The following is a 19206-nucleotide window of genomic DNA, read 5'->3' as shown; positions in this document are numbered from 1 at the left end:
GTAGCACAATGTTTCTTGCAAAAAGGGCTGTCTAATAGACAGCCCTTTTTTTATTTCCAGTCATCAACACCGTACTTCTTCAAAATAGCATCTAATTCACCATTGGCTCTTAAGCGTGTGACTGTGGCGTCGATGTCGTTTGCAAGCGACACAGACACGTCTAAATCAGGGGTAAAGGCAACATAAGCATACATGGGCGCTGTGCAGCCTGCTTTCTTAATCTCTTTTATATTTTGGGTCTTTATAGCATGTTCTACTACTCGACTAGTCTCTATAAAAGCATCTATTCGGTTTACTTGAAGCAGTCTAAGTAAGGTTGACAATGAGGCTTTGTCTTCTCTAGAAACCTTTAAGATATTCTTTTTGCTTCTGCTGGCAACAAACAACACAACAGAGAAATTAGCAGTAGAAACTTGTAATGTGCAAAATTAGGCATACGCAATTCCTATTGTGTGCCTGAGCGTTTGTCAAAGCCTGGAGACTTTAAATATTGCTTTAAAAGCGCAACTAATGATTTTTGTTTGATAGGCTTGGTAAGGTAGTCGTCCATGCCTGCTTCAATGGCATTTTGCTTATCTTCTTTCATTGCGTTAGCAGAGAGTCCGATGATTGGAATATGCTTAAACCCTTTTTCTCTTAGTGCAGATGTCGCCTCGTAACCGTCCATGACCGGCATTTGAACATCCATCAAAATAAGATCGTATTGCGGAGAGTTTTCAACTTTTTGCACCGCTTGTTTGCCATCTTCGGCAATATCAAACGTAAGCCCTAAATTAGTGAGCATTTCCCCAGTAACTAATTGGTTTATGTTGTTATCTTCAACTAACAGTACGTGGCCTTCGAGCGTTGAAGATTCGCTTGTATCTTCATCTTCGAAATCAGAACTTGGGTTGTCAATAGACATAACCTGGTTTACAAAGCGCTCGAACTGGGCAGGCGTAAATGGGTGCATAACAAGTGCCCCCTTCCATAATGTGGCGTATTTTGCCTGCATTGCACTGCCTGCACTTTCTATCACTAGGCCCACTGATTTACCCTCTTCCAAGAGGGAGTTGAGCCATGCAATATTTTTTCTAAAAACACTGAACTCCGGCACATCTACGATAATGTGGTCAGGCAAGTCTAATGCTTTCTTCGCTTGTGCTATTGTTAGAATAGCGCTTTCTGGCAAATTTATTTGTTCACAGTAGCTTTTCGGCAGTAATTTGCTTTCTGTTATGTAAATACTACCCACAGGCAGAATAGGCGTTTGTTCTAGCACGCCGCTTTGATTTTTAAAGGCTCTTAATGGAAGGGTTACTTCAAACATACTGCCTTTGCCTAAGGCTGATGTTGCGTGTAAATGACCGTTCATCAATTCAGTTAACTGACTCACAATAGCAAGTCCTAAACCTGTGCCCCCATACTTTCTGTTTGTCGACCCGTCTGCTTGAGTGAATGGGTTAAATATGCGAGCAAGTTGAGATTTGCTCATGCCAATACCAGAATCTGTAATACGCATGGTCAGTGACAAGACGTTATCTTGCGTATTTATTGTCCCATCAAACTCAATATCAATTCGCCCCTGTTCGGTAAATTTCACAGCGTTATTGCCAATGTTCATAATAATCTGCGCGATCCGCAATGGGTCTCCAATTACCTGGGGAGGAATTGTCGGGTCAACGGTGAAGTGAACAGATAAGTTCTTTTCTTTTGCTCGAAGTGCAATGACTGCGATGAGATTGTCGAATAGAGAATGCAATGAAAAGCTGACTTCTTCAATTTTAAGCTTTCCTGCTTCAATTTTTGAGAAGTCGAGAATATCGTTAATGACACTAAGCAAAATTTGGCCTGAATAGGCTGCTTTATCAAGATAACCTTTCACAGTAGGACTTAACTCTTGATGCTGAGCAAGTTCGATTAAGCCAATAATGCCATTCATCGGCGTTCGAATTTCGTGACTCATATTGGCTAAGAACATACTTTTTGATGCGGTGGCTTGTTCCGCTTTAATTTTTGACTCAGTTAACGCTTTGTTGAGGCTTTCAAGCTGCGCATTCATTTTCTGCGCTTCCGCTAAAAGCTTCTCTGTTTGACGGTTTTTATCGCTGAACACCAACGCGGCCTTAGCCAAGTTTCCAATTTCATCTTGTCTGCTACTACCTGGAATATGAGAAATCTGTACACCTTGCGACAGCTTGTTAAATACTTCTGTGATTGAGCGGATAGGGCCAAGCATTCGAAGCGTGGTAAATAGCGCAGCAATGAGGGCTAATAGTATGGCAAATAAAGAAAACAGCTCTCCGTTTTGTTGTGTATTTTTGGCGAGTGCATATGTGCGTTTAGTCGCTTGTTCAGACTCGTCAGTTACCTTGTTCGCTAATTCACCACTAAGATATAAAAATTCATTCGCAGAGCTTACCATTACCACGTTAACGAGAAACATGTTTCCTTGAGTTATTTGGGTTAGCTTAAAAAAGTCGGCTTTTGCTTTTTCAGTCAACCGAGTAAATGCGTCCTTGAACTGCGTCGTCGTCTGAGAGTGGAAGTGCTTTAAAGCTGTTAATGGCGTCGTTAAACGATTTTGTGTAATTGATATCCGGCTTCGATAGATACTTTAACATGGCATTTTCTGCCTGAAGCAGCAAAGAAAGTGCGCTATCGAGGGACTCTTCATTTAATGCATTTCGGTCTAGCGCATCTTGTAAAGTACGCTCGAGGGTCGAGATGTCAGACAATGTGCCGTAAGCAACAAGGTTATCGCGCTCAGAACGCGCATCTACCACTTGATTAAAGTTTTCTTGATAGGCCGACAGATGTTCTCGCATACGGTTGAGAATGTAGTCATCGTCAGCCTGTACATCCAAGGTATCTGCTTGAGCAAGTTGGTCTAATTTTGCATTAATCGTAACCATCAAACGACCAAAACGCGTGATGGCAGATTGACTGGCATTTTCTTTAAAAATTAATACGTTACGCTGTAAGTCGACGACATCACGCTCAAGTTCTTTAACCAAGCCAACATCAACAACGGCTTTTGCTGCAGATGAAACGCCGTCACTAAGGATCACTTGGTTCTCTCTAGCGATAAACCCTTGCGCTAGTATTAACGCGACCAGAGCTACTAAAACGGCAATGAGTTGTGTACGAATAGATGAAAGCATTTTATCTGTGAGGTCCTATCTCAGTAACGCGTGTACAGCATAACAGCTATGAGGTAATAAATTCATACCACTTTTGCAAACTATATTCATAGGTGGGCATGACTGTATTCCAGACCGCCACATTACTGAAACGCTCTTCATAACTACCTCCATTGCGTTGCGCTCCTTGTTTCACACTGATCATGCCATCGGTCCCTTTTAACGGCTCAGACGCCACTTGACCTTTGTACCAGTAATTCCATTCAGCGTCTGATAAGTATTTCGCTGAGCGTTGAGGGTTAGATATGTAGTAACCTTGACGCGCAATATAGGCACCAGGCCAGCCTGACAACCACCAATTCATGTATTCATAGGCTACGTCTTTTGTTCTGCCTTGACTTGCTGACGATAAACACATAACGCCGTGCCAGCCTCTATAACCTTCTTTCGGCGCCGCAAAGGTTACCGAGTATATTTTGGCCGTTAAGGGCTGATACCGCGGGAGAAAACATACTTTCAATAGCCACCCGCCCACTTCGCATGAAACGGACAGACTCGGGTACCGATGTCCAAAAGCCACTAAAGTGATTTAACTGGGTTAGCTCTATGAGTACGCTAAAAAGGTCGTCTAGTTCAACTTCTGTCATCGCCCCTATATCATTGAATCGAACAAAGCCTTTTGCTTGTGCAGCAAGTGCTAGGTCAAATAAACCTATGGTTGGATCGTTAACAATAGCCACCTTTCCGGAATAGCGACTATCAAGCAGCCATCCCCAGCTTTCTTCCTCGTTTTGCAATTCTTCAGGTAACAAGCGCCTGTCGTAGCCGAACGAATCTACGTTATGCACATAAGGTAGAAAACTAATAGTCTCGGTATGATTTTCCCCAAGCGTGCCATCTGCTTGCACATTGATAATTTTATGTGGTGCATCGCCTGCTCCCATGCGCGCATTCGGTGTCAGCTTTCCTGTTTTAGACAGGTTATTAATCTCTTCCCAATGGGCAATGCGTTTTTTCTCAATGGGCTGGATGGCATTTGCTCGCCACAAAACACCAATACTGTTTGACCACTGCTCATATAAGTCGAAAGAGGCAGGATTAATTGATGCTTTTTGTAAGACAGAGGCGCTGCCGCCTGCTTCAAAAATAATATTTATACCCAAGTCTTGCATCGCACGTTGACGGATGTCTTCTTGTAGGGTTACATGAGTTCCCATTACTTTTAATGTGGGCTTAGGCTGTCCTATGGCAAAAGGGGCAACTCCGGCAGTAATACTGAGCGCCGCACTGCCTTTAAGTAATGTCCGACGTAGTGGAGAAGTTGGGGTGTCGGTTTCAGTCTTGTTTGGCATTCACGCAAGTCCCTCGCCGTTTTTAATATTCTAATATTTTGGCACCTATTTGATAGAGTTACCAAAAATTATTGTTAGAAGGCTAAAGGGACTGCGTATTTTCGTATTTACTCTACTTCTTAAAGCTCAGCAGGCGTCTACCCGCAATGACTAGCCCAAGGCATAAAATACTCAGTAGCGAGGTACTGCCACCGCGTTCTTCAACAATAACCACAGTTTCTTCGACAACAAACTCGTTGTTTTCACTTTCAAGAGGAAGAAAAGCAAAGTCCGCGTTATCGTAACTATCTGAGTAGGCGACCAATGTCTCGGTATCCGCATCATAAAGCTCTAACAGCACATCGTAGTCACGCGTTGGGAACCCTGAAACCAGTGTACTTTCTATGGTGAAACTATCCGTTGAGTCTTCTCCATAGATAAAAAAGTCAGAAGACACATGAATGGCGTCATATACATCGTTGCGGCCAATGTAGAGTACGGCATATACAGGCGCCTGCGTAAAGATAGTATCGGCGTCAAACTCGACAGTAAAAGTTGAGTGGTAGCCATCGTAGTCAATGTCATTGTCCAGCGTTACCCAAGTCTCGTAAATCCAAAACTCGTTCACGCTGTTCACAAAAATATCGCTCGCCGATTTGCTTGTGCCAATGTATTTTTTTGCGCGTTCAGGTTTATCAGTCAGGCTAGTAGAGCCTTTGATGGCATGCTTATTTGAAGAAGCCTGAGCGCTGTGACTCGGTTGGGCATTAGCATCAACCGCTTGTGACCCAATATAAGGCTTATCATAGCGATACTCTTTGGAGGATACTTCTATGTTACGCGAAGTGTCGTCTGCGAGTACTGTTGAGGGAGTCAGCACATGCAACAGGGCAAATGCTGATATTGTTGCTAAAGAAACGTTTAAGGTTTTCATTTGTGCATCCTTTTCCAATCGTTAATGACAGTGACATTGTTGATGGAAAAAGATGAACAAAAGCTGAAGACTAACTTAACGCGAAGTACGAAGAGGGATTAATCGTCGTAATAATCGCCATCGTCATCTTCGTCAAAATCACCGTCTTCACGTGGTTCGAAATAGGTTCCCCAACCATCGTAGGTGACGTTGTGTTTGTCTGCAATTTTTAGCAAGACATCGATATCTGCATTGAGTTTGTCGATATTAAGCGCGCGCTCTGCAATGGCGTCAAAACAAAACACGATCTCTCCATCGTCAAGCACCAACTCTTCCGCGTCAGTTACTTCGAAGCTTAGCTTTAAAAGCATCCACAGCGGCTTTTTCAAGCACATCAAAGTCGGTGCTAGCAAAATGATGCTCAATGGTATAGTCAGCATCGGCTTGGCTGCCGTCTTCTAGAAGTGCGTCGATGGTTTCTTGATTAAAATCGTACCACTCTTCTCTTTCATCATACTGGTTCATAGCAAACACTCACAAATTATAATGGCGCCAGTTTACCTGCTTTTTCAAGTTCATCGACCTGTGCGTTTACTTGCTCAAATTTTTGTTTCATTTGGTCATTGAAGTGGACCATCCATTCTTTAATCGAATGCTCTTCATCTAAAGGTTGCGGTGCGGCGATATCGATAAGAACAATACCGTTATTCCAGCGATTCCACTTCACTTTTTTGTGCATGTTGCTTGCGGTTACCATAACAACAGGTTCGTTTGTTGATTTGGCTAGTCGAAACGCACCTTGCTTAAATGGCAAAATGCCGCGCCCATAACTGCGGGTTCCTTCTGGAAAAAGCCATACAGACGTTTTCTTGTTCGCAATTTTATTGGCCGCAACATCTAAAGTATTGCGCGCTCTTCCAGAATTTTTTCTATCGATAAGGATGTTGCCAGAAAGCCAATAAATTTGTCCAAAAATGGGGATCCATTTCAGGCTTTTTTTACCAATGGTTACCACACCGGGCAGTGCCGCTTTGCAAATTGTGATGACATCGAAACTGTTTTGGTGATTGGCAATAAAAACATACGGCTCATTAAGCTTTACGGCCGGGTCTTTTCTAATCACTATTTTAAGGCCAACTACTTTGGCCATAAGAGAATAAAGCTGGCCTGCAATATGTACATTATCCTTGTGAAAAGGTCGAGCAATACATACCACCAGTAAGACAATGTTGATCAGTAAAAAGGCGATGAATAGTGCAGGGACGCGGATTAAAGCTATCAAAACAACTCCTAGAGACAAATTACGCGCGCAGTATAGTAGAAGTTTCAGCGTACACTTGTCCGATGAGTTTTTATAGTGAAATGCTCGTAATTACGTGTATGACAGAGCTAACAGGGGATAAAATCAACAAAACGCACAATGATGGTTATACTTTTTAAGTAGTATCGGGGTGTTCTGTGCTTTAGTATAAGGAAATTAAGCCGATACACGTTTACGATTAAAATAAAAGTAAAGCGCAACTTAACCACGGTAATTTGTATGCAGACATTCACTCCAGATGACCTAGAAGAAGATATTCTTACTGACCTCATGGAGGAAATAAACGAACTCTACGAAGCAAGTGAACAAACCTTGATAGAGTTAGAGCTTCGTCCTGATGATAACGAATTACAACGCGCACTTTTTCGCTCTATTCACACTATTAAGGGTGATTTAGGGCTAGTTAATTTCTCACCGATGATTCCGCTGCTACAGCATGTCGAAGATTTGCTAGATTACTTGCGCAAAGGGCAGGTGGCCTATACCAGTACTATGAGCGACTTAGTTCTGCTTACCATGGACAGAGTAAAGGCGTTTGTTGAATTAGTAATGGCAAAAGGGGCGGCAGAATACGATGATAACCTACACAATCAGCTTGTACTGGCGATAAGTCGAATTACCCCAAACAATGCGTCTGAGCATGAAAAGCGCTTAACAGAGGCTGTATTGCTTTTAAACCCCGCGCTAGACGTTATTGCCGACAATGACGATCCCGAAAAGGTCCAGATTAAGCCCCCTACCTTAGCATCGACCGGTATTCCAAAAGATATTAGCAGCGAAAAGAAACAAGACATTTTGTTTTTTCGCGATCTCATGCAAACAATTGAACGTCGCTCAGACTATTGGACAGGTAGAGGAGACCGCATTGCAAAGCTAGCAAAGTACATCAACGATGTTGCGGGCAACCCAGTAGACGAAGACCAACTGGCGGTTGCAAGCTACGTGCACGACTTTGGTATGGCTTTCATGCCGCTTAAGCTTTTGCACAAAGGCGATGCATTAAGTGAGATAGAGTTTAATTTAATGCGTTCTCACGTGTATAAAAGCGCGCGTTTGCTTGAACATCTTGATCAATGGGACATGGCGCGAAAGATTGTGATGCAGCATCACGAACGCACCGACGGAACCTACTATCCACTGGGTATTAAAGAAGATGACATATGCGACGGTGCTAAGCTCTTGGCTATCGTTGATACGTATGACGCAATGACTCATCCCCGTGCACACAATCAAGACAATGTGCTTTCCAAAAAAGATGCGGTTATCGCCATAAACCGAAGTGCTAAAGGTCAGTTCAGTATGAAATGGGTTAGAGCATTTAACAAAGGTATGACGCAGCTGCTAACGAAAGGTCACTGATGGACAGTACTTTCAAGGTCAGCTAATACACACAAAAGGCACGAAAATCGTGCCTTTTTTAATTGAGATGGTTTAGCAAAAAGGAGGTTAGTTTACGTCTAGCTCTTTGAGTTTTCTCGTAAGGGTATTACGCCCCCAGCCTAAGCGCTTTGCGGCATCTTGTTTATGCCCGTGCGTATGTGCAAGGGCACGCTCAAGCATCACACGCTCAAACGTAAGCATCGCATCATTTAAGATATTATGGTGACCGTCTCTTAGTTGTTTATCTGTCCAAGATGCAAGAAGTTCTGGCCATTGTGCAGATTCTGACAATGGCTTGTCTGTTGAACTGTCGGTATGAATCTCGGGAGGAAGATCACTTGGTAGCACTTCTTGGCCACTCGCCATAACGGTAAGCCAGCGGCATACGTTTTCCAATTGCCTAACGTTACCGGGCCAAGGCAGTTGCGACATAACGCGTTCGGCTTCTTTAGAAATGCTCTTCGCTTCAACATCCAATTCTTTGGCTGCACGGCGCAAAAAATGACGGGTTAAAAGGGGAATGTCTTCGCGACGTTCAGCTAATGAGGGTAAATGTACTCGAATAACATTAAGTCGGTGGAACAAGTCTTCACGAAACTTACCTTCCGCTACCCGCTGTTCAAGGTTTTGGTGCGTAGCGGCAATAATTCTCACGTCTACACTCACCGATTGGTGCCCTCCGACACGATAAAATTGTCCATCTGCTAACACCCGTAGTAATCGGGTTTGCACGTCTAATGGCATATCGCCGATTTCATCAAGAAACAGTGTGCCGCCGTCAGCTTGCTCAAAGCGACCTTGCCTGGCCGCTTGCGCTCCCGTAAACGCGCCTTTTTCGTGACCAAACAGTTCCGACTCGACAAGGTCTGCAGGGATTGCAGCCATATTAAGCGCTATAAATGGCTTGCTTGCTCTGGGGCTGTGACGGTGTAGCGCTTGTGCAACAAGCTCTTTACCCGTACCAGATTGGCCGTTGATCAATACACTGATAGAAGAGCGAGACAAGCGGCCTATTGCTCGAAACACTTCCTGCATTGCAGGCGCTTCGCCAATGATCTCGGTGACTACATCGTCTTGCTGAACGTTACTGCCAGAAGTCTGCTCTCTTGCATGTGCAAGCGCTCGTTGAGTCAGTGTAACGGCTTCATCAACGTCGAACGGCTTGGGTAAATATTCAAACGCCCCTTTTTGGTAAGCATTAACCGCACTGTCGAGATCGCTGTGTGCAGTCATTATTATCACTGGCAACAAAGGGTGCGATGCATGTACTTCGTTCAGCAGCGCCATCCCGTCCATTTGTGGCATCCTGATATCTGAAATGATGACTTCTGGTGCCTGACCGCTTTGAAGCTGAAGAAGCAGATCTTCAGGATTTTCAAAGCTTAAACAGCTAATGTTGGCTGCTTGTAAGGCCTTTTGCAGTACCCAACGAATAGAACTGTCATCATCGACAATCCATACTGACTCATTCGTCATCGTCTGTCTCCTTACGATCTATTGGAATATATATTACAAATTCGGTATGCCCAGGGTAGCTGTCGACATCGATTTTACCGCCATGATGATTTATCAACGTTTGAGAAATAGACAGCCCTAAGCCCGAGCCATTTTGTTTGCTAGTAACCATGGGATAGAAAAGCGTATCTTTTATTTCCGGCGGAATGCCTGGGCCGTTATCAATAATTTTTATTTTTGCTACTAGCGCATGGCGCTTTGTTTGTATTGTCATTTGCCGCTCAATGCGGGTAACAATACGAATCTGTGGGTTGGCAGTGTGACTTTCTAACAAGGCTTGAACACTGTTTCTAATAATGTTGAGGACAGCTTGTTGAATCATGTCAGGATCAAGCATTAATGGCGGTATGCTTGGGTCATAATCACGCACAATACTAATGGGGTTTTCAGAATCAACGCGCATAAGACTTCTTACTTTTTCAAGTGCCTGATGTACGTTACTCCATTCAAAACGAGGTAAAGAGTTGGGGCCGAGCAATCGATCGACTAAGTTTCGCAAGCGATCAGATTGTTCAATAATCATTTGCGTAAACTCTTTGTGCTCCTCGCTAAGCTCTTTTTCAAGCAGTTGCGCAGCACCGCGAATTCCGCCCAACGGGTTCTTTATCTCATGGGCTAATCCGCGAACCAGCTCTCGTGCCGCATAGTGTTGTGCATTCTGTAAGTTTTCCCTAGAAATACGTTTTTGCTGGTCAATCTTTTTAACTTCAAACAAAAGACGAGGGCCATCTTGAAGATGTAAATTGGTAACCGTTAAATCTGCCGAAACATAGCGGTTATCTCTGAAGGCCAGTTTTATTTCATTTTCAGTGAAGTCTTCACCTTTTCTAATAGCGGCCTTCAAGCGAGCGGTTTCTATGGTTCCTGGCAGAAAAAAGTCCTGCAGCGGATGTCCAAGTAATTGTTTTTTACCCGTTTCAAACAAAGCTTCGCCTGCATGGTTGGCATAAACAATAGTAAGTCTACTGTCTACCATTACCAATGCTGTGTTTAAGCTATTGAGCAGCTGTTGTGTTTCTAACTCGGTTGTTTGCATCCGAGCTTGTCTCCTTTGCACCATTATTGTGCATTGTAGCTTGCAAGCACCTAAAGTGCGATTTTTATTCAAAGCAGATTATTGCGTTTGAACCGCCTTGGTGCGCTACTTGCGCGGGTGTTGCACGCTATTAGTTATTAATTAACGCCGATGCCTGATGTAGGTAAAGGGTTTGTAGAGGAGACGATGCAAGAGTCTTGCCCGTATTATTGGTAAGTTCAACTTTAAATGTATGTGCCCCACGATCGATGCCTGAGAGTTGAAAAACGCCAGATGTATTGCTTGCATAAGGGGCATCGTTAAAGACCAAACGGTAGATGGGAGCTTTTGGTGCACTTGGTTGTGTAGCTTGAATGGTAATCTCACCCACGTTATTGCGAATAGTCGCTTCTGGTGCAGGGCTTTGGATAGAAACCGTGTAGTTGGGCTGCTTGGCTTTTACTTGGGGTTTAGGCATGGGGGGCGGAGCTGCGGCTGTTACGACGTTTTGTGTTTTGCCGTCAAATGCAACTGGCTTGGCGTCGACACTGGGGCGGTCTGTATAGGTAACGGAACCGTCAGCCGCTACGACTTTATAAATGCCGTTGCTCTTACTTTGCTGTGTATTGGAGGGCATTGTCTTCTCATTAGAAGCCTCGTTGGGTTTGCCTTGCGTGTCATTTCGCTGTGCAGTTACTTGAGCGCTAGCACTATTGCTTTGCAGTGCAGCAAGTAGCAGCAAGATAAATGTATAAACTGTAAGCTTTTGCACGAGTACCCACCTAGAAAATCCCTAGATTGTTATAGTAGTTAATCATCGGACATAAAAAAAGCCCGCTGTGCGGGCTTTCGTATGATTCTTAATACTGCGTAAATTAAACGCTGTAGTACATGTCGAACTCAACAGGGTGAGTTGTCATGTTAAGTGTTGTTACTTCTTCTGACTTAAGATCAATGTAAGCATCAATCATGTCGTCAGTCATAACGCCACCAGCCTTAAGGAAGTCACGGTCGTTATCAAGTGCTTCAAGCGCCATTTCTAATGAGCTTGCAACAGTTGGAATTTCCGCTGCTTCTTCAGCAGGTAGGTCGTATAAGTCTTTATCCATAGAATCGCCAGGATGGATCTTGTTCTTAATTCCGTCAAGGCCCGCCATAAGCATTGCTGTAAATGCTAGGTAAGGGTTTGCTGTTGGGTCCGGGAAACGCACTTCGATACGACGCGCTTTATCACTTGTTACGTGAGGAATACGAATAGACGCAGAACGGTTACGTGCTGAGTACGCAAGCATTACTGGTGCTTCGAATCCTGGAACTAGACGCTTGTATGAGTTAGTAGATGCGTTAGCAAACGCGTTGATTGCGCGCGCATGCTTGATAATACCACCGATGTAATAAAGCGCTTCTTCAGATAGACCTGCATACTTATCGCCCGCAAAGATGTTCACGCCATCTTTAGAGATTGATTGGTGGCAGTGCATACCTGAACCGTTATCACCTACAAGAGGCTTAGGCATAAAGGTCGCTGTTTGGCCGTATGCGTGTGCAACATTGTGAACCACATACTTATAAATTTGGATTTCGTCCGCTTTATTTACTAGCGTGTTGAATTGGCAAGCAATTTCGTTTTGACCAGCGGTAGCAACTTCGTGGTGATGCGCTTCAATTACCAAGCCCATTTCTTCCATTACTAAACACATAGCAGCACGAATGTCGTGTGCAGAATCTACTGGTGGTACTGGGAAGTAACCGCCTTTAACGCCAGGGCGGTGCGCCATGTTGCCGCCTTCGAATTCTTCGCCTGAGTTCCACTTCGCTTCAGAAGAGTCGATTTTGTAGAACGAACCTGCCATGTCAGTGTGGAAACGAACATCGTCAAAAAGGAAAAATTCAGGCTCAGGACCGAAGAAACATGTGTCACCAATACCTGTAGACTTTAGATATTCTTCTGCGCGGCGTGCAACAGAACGTGGGTCACGCTCGTAACCTTCCATTGTTGAAGGCTCTACGATGTCACAACGAATGTTTACTTGAGTTTCTTCTGCAAACGGGTCTACAACAGCGCTTTCTGCGTCTGGAAGAAGAACCATGTCAGACTCGTTAATGCCTTTCCAACCTAAGCAATAGAAGAACCGTCGAACATCTTTCCTTCTTCGAAGAAATCTTCATCAACTTGGCTAGCAGGAATTGATACGTGTTGTTCTTTACCTTTGGTATCGGTAAAACGTAAATCTACAAACTTCGCTTCACTTTCTTTAATCAGCTCTAATGCCTTTTCTACTGACATCGTGTCCTCCAGGTTTAATGTAAAAATGCGGGATGATCAGCTTCACCCCAACAGTGGGAAAATTGAAAGCGATTATCATGCCATCTATATGTGTGCCGTATTTTGTGGCATAGCAAGCGCGCAACGATTACATGAATCAAAATAAAGCACCAAAATAGTGCAAGGTTGCACGATTTTGGTTCAGATTGCGTTCGTCTACGGTTTTTAGACTAGATTACTTTCAGAGGGCTTACCACTTTAAATGTAAAATTGAATTAGCAAACAACAGAATGCGCACAAGAGTTGAAGTTTCATATCGATTTTTTAAAAAAAGATGCGCAAACGTCGTGGTTTTTCTGTACAATCCGCGCAAATTTTTCTATCTGCATTTTTTTGCAACAAATCTCGTGCATCCTTTTTCATTGAGAAATAGTCGGCACCGATTTACACAGGCTCTATATAAGCATGAATACCACTGATATAAGTAAATTGCGTAACATCGCAATTATCGCGCACGTTGACCACGGTAAAACAACCCTGGTAGACAAACTGTTACAACAGTCTGGCACCCTTGAGTCTCGAGGCGAGCAGGAAGACCGCGTAATGGACTCGAACGACATCGAGAAAGAGCGTGGCATTACCATCCTTGCGAAAAACACGGCAATTAACTGGAACGACTACCGTATTAACATCGTAGACACTCCAGGACACGCCGACTTCGGTGGTGAAGTAGAGCGTGTTATGTCGATGGCTGACTCTGTGCTTCTACTTGTAGATGCACAAGAAGGCCCAATGCCGCAAACGCGTTTTGTTACGCAAAAGGCATTTGCTCAAGGTCTTAAGCCAATTGTTGTTATCAACAAAATCGATAAGCCAGGTGCGCGTCCTGATTGGGTAATGGACCAGGTATTCGACCTTTTCGACAACCTAGGTGCAACTGACGAACAGTTGGATTTCCAAGTTGTTTACGCTTCAGCGCTTAACGGCTGGGCATCTCACGATGCGGATGAGCAAGCAGAAGACATGACTGCGCTATTTGAAACGATCGTTGAGCAAGTTTCAGCTCCTGACGCCGACGTAGATGGCGCATTCCAAATGCAAATCTCTCAGCTTGATTACAATTCTTATGTAGGCGTAATTGGCGTTGGTCGTGTTAAGCGCGGTTCAGTTAAGCCTAACCAGCAAGTTACTGTTGTAACTGCCGACGGTCAAAAGCGTAACGGTAAAGTTGGCCTAGTATATGGTTACCTTGGTCTTGCGCGTCACGAAGTTGAATCTGCACACGCGGGTGACATTATCGCGATTACGGGTCTTGGTGAACTGAAAATTTCTGACACAATCTGTGACGTAAACACTGTTGAGGCACTTCCTCCGTTAACGGTTGATGAGCCTACAGTAACGATGACGTTCCAAGTAAACACATCACCATTCGCGGGTAAAGAAGGTAAATACGTAACCTCACGTAACATTCTTGAGCGCTTGAACGATGAGCTTGTACATAACGTTGCACTGCGCGTAGAAGAAACACAAGATCCAGATAAATTCCGCGTATCTGGCCGTGGTGAACTGCACCTTGGTATTCTTATTGAAAACATGCGTCGTGAAGGGTACGAACTTGCTGTATCTCGTCCAGAAGTAATTCTGAAAGAAGTAGACGGTGAAACACAAGAACCGTACGAAACACTAACTATCGACTGTGAAGAGCAACACCAGGGCTCTATCATGGAGCAACTAGGTCTTCGTAAGGCTGAAATGACTGATATGTCTCCAGACGGTAAAGGTCGCGTACGTATCGATTTCATTATTCCAAGCCGTGGTCTAATTGGTTTCCAAACAGACTTTATGACAATGACGTCGGGTTCTGGTCTTTTATACCATACGTTTGACCATTACGGCCCTTATAAAGGCGGTATCATCGGTAAGCGTAAGAACGGTGTTCTTATTGCTAACGCAAATGGTAAGGCGCTTACAAATGCACTATTTAACCTACAAGAGCGCGGTCGTCTATTCATCGGTCACGGTGTAGAAGTTTACGAAGGTATGGTTATTGGTATTCACAGCCGCGATAACGATCTAACAGTAAACGCACTTAAAGGTAAGCAGCTGACTAACGTTCGTGCATCGGGTACTGATGAAGCACAAACACTTGTTCCACCAATCAAGATGTCTCTTGAGCAAGCGCTCGAGTTTATCGATGATGACGAACTAGTAGAAGTAACACCCGAGTCTATCCGTATTCGTAAGAAGCTTCTTACTGAAAACGAGCGTAAGCGCGCATCTCGCGCACCTAAGTCGTAAACGACTTAAACGCAATACTTTGAAAAATGCCAACGTTGAGTTGGCATTTTTTTTTGTCTTGGCAAACGTATCCTAATAAATACCTTTACTACTGCTAAATTCGACCAAAGGTTAGTAGCGAACAGCGACTTTACTGCCTATCCTAATCTTATGGGACTTCGCTTTTTTATTAGTAGAGCGAGAGCCTATTGATGCAAATTGCTTTCACATTTCATCAGAATAACAAATAAGGGGAAGTACGTGCTTTCAGTTGCCGTGGTTGAAGACGACAAAATTACGTTAGATCTCATCATTGAGACATTAGAAACGCAGCTTGATGCAATAGTTCATCCCTTTAGCCGAAGTAAATTCGCCCGTGACTTTATACTGCAACAAACTCCCGAATCACTCGATTTGATAATCAGCGACCAGGTAATGCCCGATTATGACGGCTTGAGTCTGTTGAAAACCTGTCATGCTGCAGGACTAGATATCCCTTTCCTGTTGATTACTGCCGATCCTAATAAAGAATTGGTTATGCAGGCGCGCCAGCTAGAAGCCACTGATTTTTTGGCAAAGCCGCTGGATATGACCGAGCTCGTTCAAAAATCAAGAGACGCCGTAAGCAGAACTACATCCGCTATTTAAGTTCGTTTTGATATAGTGAAAAGCGCCATAGTGCTAGTTTCTGTTCGCTGAAAATTCTACACTGATATTAACGTGATTTTAGCAAAGGAAATTCTGTGAGCGCGCTATTTGACAATACCCCTTCAAGACAAGATACCTTTTCATTTAAGTGGCAGAAATATAAAGGCAAAGATATTATCCCTGCCTGGGTTGCAGACACCGAGTTTCGTTGTGCACAGCCCATTCTTGACGCGATCAATGCACAAGTAGAACACGGCAATATGGGGTATATTTTACCTAGCCATCACCAAGGCGCGATAAACGCAGTATGTCGCTGGCTCAAGGACAAACACGATTGGCATATCGAACCTGAATGGCTGGTATGGACGCCGGGCGTTGTACCTGCGTTTAACGTTGCGTGTAAAGCCAATTGCCAAGCGGGAGACAAGGTACTTATTCAAACACCAAACTATCCACCGCTTCTCGCAGCACCAAAATTGAATGGTTTAGAGCGCGTTGATATTGGTACTGTCATTGAAACGCATCAAGACGCCCACGGAAACACGGTAGAGCGATACACGTTAGACTTTGAAGCGTTAGAGCGTGAAGCCGCTGACCCCAAATGTAAACTGTTTATCATGTGTAACCCTATGAACCCAGTTGGTTCTGTGTTGACGCAGCAAGAGATCAATCGAATTGCGACCATATGCAACAACAACGGCGTCACACTGTGCTCTGATGAAATTCACTGTGATCTTATTTTAGAAGAAGGGAAACTCCATATACCTGCGGGACGAGAAGAGGCGCTGGCGCAAAACAGTATTACGTTAATGGCAGCGAGCAAAACCTTCAACATAGCAGGGTTGGGAACGTCTTTTGCCATCATCCCTAATCGCAAGTTACGTCTAGCATTTACTCAAGCAGCGGCAGGTATTGTGCCATGGGTAACGGTGTTGGGCCTTGCGGCAACAGAGGCGGCGTTCACACAGTGTGACGAGTGGCATCTGGCACAAATTGACTACTTACGACGTAATCGTGACCGAGTGGTGGAAGTGGTTAACGGTATTGACGGTTTGCGAATGCTAAAAGCAGACGCCACTTTTTTAGCTTGGGTTGATGCTAGCTCGTTAGATACCGAAAATGTATTAACATGGGCAGAAGAAAGGGGCGTTGGTCCATCACCAGGTGCCGATTTCCACCAAGCTGATCACTTCAGAATTAATTTCGGTTGTAGCCGAGATATGTTGGAAGCAATTTTAAAAAGGCTAGCTGGCTAGGTTTGCCTAGTGGTTGCACGCGCACCAATATTAATTGCGCGTGCAGCTACTAAGCTTCAGTTGCTTATCCAAAGACGCCTATCAGTTTATAGGCGCCCAGGCCCACCACAGTGCTCACCACAATTGCACCAGCAACATTGCTCTTCCACGTGTTTTTGAACTGCCCTAACGCATCACTCTTATTCATTACCACCATCAAAAAGATAGCAATAATAGGCAGTAGCAATGCGTTCGTTGCCTGAGCAAACAATATTGCGGGTAGCGGCTTAAAGCCAAGTGTAGCGACAGCAATGCCTATGATAATAATGGTAAGCCATATCGCTCTAAAACCTTTGCTTTGCATATCATCAGACATTCCCAGTGCACCGGTGACCGCGTAGGCGGCAGCTAACGGCGCCGTAATGGCACTGGTAAGTCCCGCGGCAAAAAGCCCTAACGCAAAGAACCATTGTGCTTTATCACCTAACACGGGCTTAAGTTGCTCACCCATGTTACCTGCATCCATAGTAGCGGCTTGATTGAAGAAGGCCATCATTGCAGTGGCCATAACGATCATGGTGATAAGCCCACCCATGGATATTGCTTTTGCTGACTGGGCTCTGCACGCAGATACTGCAATAGCCTTATCTTGTCCTTTTGATGATTTTGCCACCAGACTTGCGTGCAAAAATAGGTTGTAGGGAACAATGGTTGTGCCAATAAGCGCTAATACTGTGGTGATTGCATCTGTGTTTAGCTGCGGCGAAGTTAACTGCGATAGCATCGTGCCAAGATCGGGCTTCGCAACGAGAAGGGTGATCAGAAAGACTCCCGCCATAATGAAAACCAAATACACCAGAACCGTTTCTATCCACAGGTAGCTACCGCTGAATAGCAGTACGATTGCAATTGCACCAAGTATTGAGGCCCAAGGGCCAATGCCAATACTGACAAAAGCATCAAGGCCAATGGCGGCGCCAGTGAGATTGCCTGACTCGTAGGCCGCATTGCCTATACCAATGGCAGCGACAATTAGGATAATGAAGACATTTTTGAGCCAAGGTTTGTAGGCCATGTTCTTCATTGCATTTGCTAGGCCTTGGCCACTTGCTACACCGAGCCTGGCTGCCATGTCTTGCAGCACAATTGTGGCAAAAATTGAGAAAAGCAATGCCCAGACAAGATGAAAACCAAAATTAGCGCCAGCTAAGCTTGCTGTGGTAACGGTTCCGGGGCCTATAAACGCGGCCGCGATAATATATCCAGATTTATCTTTTGCCATTGCAACGACTCTTAGTTAAGTTTTGCTATCATGACAATAGGCAAGCGAGCACGCAACACTCTCTAACCTTATTGTCGCGTACTCACTTATGGCTGTATAAAAATTTCTTACGCGCAGAGCGCATGCACAGCGAAGTGGTCGCGAAGCCTAACGTTTCACAAAATAGAACGCAAATAAAAATGAGAAAAGACAGTGAGTGAACAATTTCCAATTGATGTGATTGCTGAAACGATTGAACAGCCCTGTTTTAAGCAAGTTATGCCATCTGCAGCCCACGTTGATGGGATGATTTTCGCGGTGGCGGCTGCGCCTGAGATCCCCATGCCAGAACAATGGATGCCCTGGCTTATTCAAAGCAGTTCTAGTCATCTCATTGATAAAGATGTCGACAAGCTTGCTGACACGTTAATGAATGGATTGCGCGCGCACTTAGACGTTATGCGAAACGAGGCTTTGTCGCTATCCCCTGACTTTTTGGTTGCAAACAATATGAAAAGTGGCGTGAGGCCATCTAAAGCGTTGGTTGAATGGCTAAATGGTTTATTGCAGGGACATAAACACGTAGAGCCTGTTTGGCAAAGTGCGTGGGATCGATTTGCAAAGCAATCGGCCGCGCACGCAGAGCAAGCAGAGCAAGCAGAGTCACCCGAAATTCGACTTACTCGCTGTCTAAAGCTTTTTTCTACATTGGCTAACGTTGAGCTAGCGCTGCAATATCGCAATGAAGAGCAAACTGCTCAGTTAGAAGCAAACCTTGAAATGTTAATCAAGCAGGTACCATCAATGCTGCGTGATTATATTCAGCTAGCGGGAGAGTTAGCTGACGCCTTGCCCAATCAATTTGAAACGTTTGTTAAGCCTCAATAAGCGCACATCGCATCAATTATTTACCTGTGACTTT

Annotated in this window: 12 protein-coding genes and 4 pseudogenes; 5 read left to right on the top strand and 11 right to left on the bottom strand. The window is 44.4% G+C overall.

What is annotated here, in order from left to right; genetic code table 11:
* Positions 1–50: 50 nt before the first annotated feature.
* The 6 genes and pseudogenes from V6N89_RS17240 to V6N89_RS17210 form a co-directional block, all read right to left on the bottom strand.
* The gene (locus tag V6N89_RS17240) at positions 51–323 is read right to left on the bottom strand and encodes a transporter substrate-binding domain-containing protein (protein ID WP_338518651.1); all 273 of its coding nucleotides are present in this window, start codon (positions 321–323) and stop codon (positions 51–53) included.
* Between the two features lie 122 nt (positions 324–445).
* Positions 446–3143, bottom strand: a pseudogene (locus tag V6N89_RS17235) (response regulator).
* A gap of 46 nt (positions 3144–3189) precedes the next feature.
* Positions 3190–4474 (bottom strand): annotated as a pseudogene (locus V6N89_RS17225) (ABC transporter substrate-binding protein).
* A 112-nt stretch (positions 4475–4586) separates the two neighbouring features.
* Positions 4587–5387 carry a choice-of-anchor H family protein gene (locus tag V6N89_RS17220; RefSeq protein WP_338518647.1) on the bottom strand — a complete coding sequence of 267 codons (801 nt, stop codon included), beginning with the start codon at positions 5385–5387 and terminating at the stop codon, positions 4587–4589.
* A 98-nt stretch (positions 5388–5485) separates the two neighbouring features.
* Positions 5486–5891 (bottom strand): annotated as a pseudogene (gene rraB / locus V6N89_RS17215) (ribonuclease E inhibitor RraB).
* 16 nt (positions 5892–5907) lie between these two features.
* A complete protein-coding gene (locus tag V6N89_RS17210; protein WP_346993015.1) occupies positions 5908–6648 on the bottom strand; it encodes a 1-acylglycerol-3-phosphate O-acyltransferase in 741 nt (246 codons plus the stop codon).
* A gap of 258 nt (positions 6649–6906) precedes the next feature.
* On the opposite strand from V6N89_RS17210, the gene V6N89_RS17205 reads away from it, so the two are divergent.
* Positions 6907–8046, top strand: a complete 1140-nt coding sequence (locus V6N89_RS17205; protein WP_346993014.1) for an HD-GYP domain-containing protein — start codon at positions 6907–6909, stop codon at positions 8044–8046.
* An 87-nt stretch (positions 8047–8133) separates the two neighbouring features.
* On the opposite strand, the gene glnG is transcribed toward V6N89_RS17205, so the two are convergent.
* From glnG to glnA, 4 genes and pseudogenes are all read right to left on the bottom strand, one after another.
* Positions 8134–9543, bottom strand: a complete 1410-nt coding sequence (gene glnG / locus V6N89_RS17200; RefSeq protein ID WP_338518645.1) for a nitrogen regulation protein NR(I) — start codon at positions 9541–9543, stop codon at positions 8134–8136.
* Positions 9533–10618, bottom strand: coding sequence for a nitrogen regulation protein NR(II) (glnL, locus tag V6N89_RS17195; RefSeq protein ID WP_338518644.1), 1086 nt, complete (start codon positions 10616–10618; stop codon positions 9533–9535). The genes glnG and glnL overlap by 11 nt, the downstream gene beginning before the upstream one ends.
* A 130-nt stretch (positions 10619–10748) precedes the next feature.
* Positions 10749–11369 (bottom strand): DUF4124 domain-containing protein, encoded by a 621-nt coding sequence (locus tag V6N89_RS17190; RefSeq protein WP_338518643.1) that lies wholly within the window; start codon positions 11367–11369, stop codon positions 10749–10751.
* A gap of 103 nt (positions 11370–11472) precedes the next feature.
* Positions 11473–12884: pseudogene (gene glnA, locus V6N89_RS17185) on the bottom strand (glutamate--ammonia ligase).
* Positions 12885–13328: 444 nt separating this feature from the next.
* On the opposite strand from glnA, the gene typA reads away from it, so the two are divergent.
* The 3 genes from typA to V6N89_RS17170 all read left to right on the top strand — a co-directional run bounded on the left by typA (position 13329) and on the right by V6N89_RS17170 (position 17044).
* The gene (typA, locus tag V6N89_RS17180; protein ID WP_338518642.1) at positions 13329–15161 is read left to right on the top strand and encodes a translational GTPase TypA; all 1833 of its coding nucleotides are present in this window, start codon (positions 13329–13331) and stop codon (positions 15159–15161) included.
* Positions 15162–15401: 240 nt separating this feature from the next.
* Positions 15402–15788, top strand: a complete 387-nt coding sequence (locus V6N89_RS17175) for a response regulator (RefSeq protein ID WP_338518641.1) — start codon at positions 15402–15404, stop codon at positions 15786–15788.
* A 95-nt stretch (positions 15789–15883) separates the two neighbouring features.
* On the top strand, positions 15884–17044 hold the full coding sequence (locus V6N89_RS17170) for a MalY/PatB family protein (protein ID WP_338518640.1): 1161 nt from the start codon (positions 15884–15886) through the stop codon (positions 17042–17044).
* Between the two features lie 64 nt (positions 17045–17108).
* Here V6N89_RS17170 and V6N89_RS17165 read toward each other — a convergent pair whose 3' ends face one another.
* Entirely contained in the window at positions 17109–18305 is a 1197-nt protein-coding gene (locus tag V6N89_RS17165; protein WP_338518639.1) for an Nramp family divalent metal transporter, read from the bottom strand.
* A 192-nt stretch (positions 18306–18497) separates the two neighbouring features.
* On the opposite strand from V6N89_RS17165, the gene V6N89_RS17160 reads away from it, so the two are divergent.
* Entirely contained in the window at positions 18498–19172 is a 675-nt protein-coding gene (locus tag V6N89_RS17160; protein WP_338518638.1) for a UPF0149 family protein, read from the top strand.
* Positions 19173–19206 lie beyond the last annotated feature (34 nt).

Origin of the sequence: Alteromonas gracilis (assembly GCF_036870955.2) — a bacterium.
Lineage (GTDB): Bacteria > Pseudomonadota > Gammaproteobacteria > Enterobacterales > Alteromonadaceae > Alteromonas > Alteromonas gracilis_A.
The sequence above is the reverse complement of the archived record's forward strand: the minus strand, read 5'-3'. Positions and strand labels throughout refer to the sequence as shown.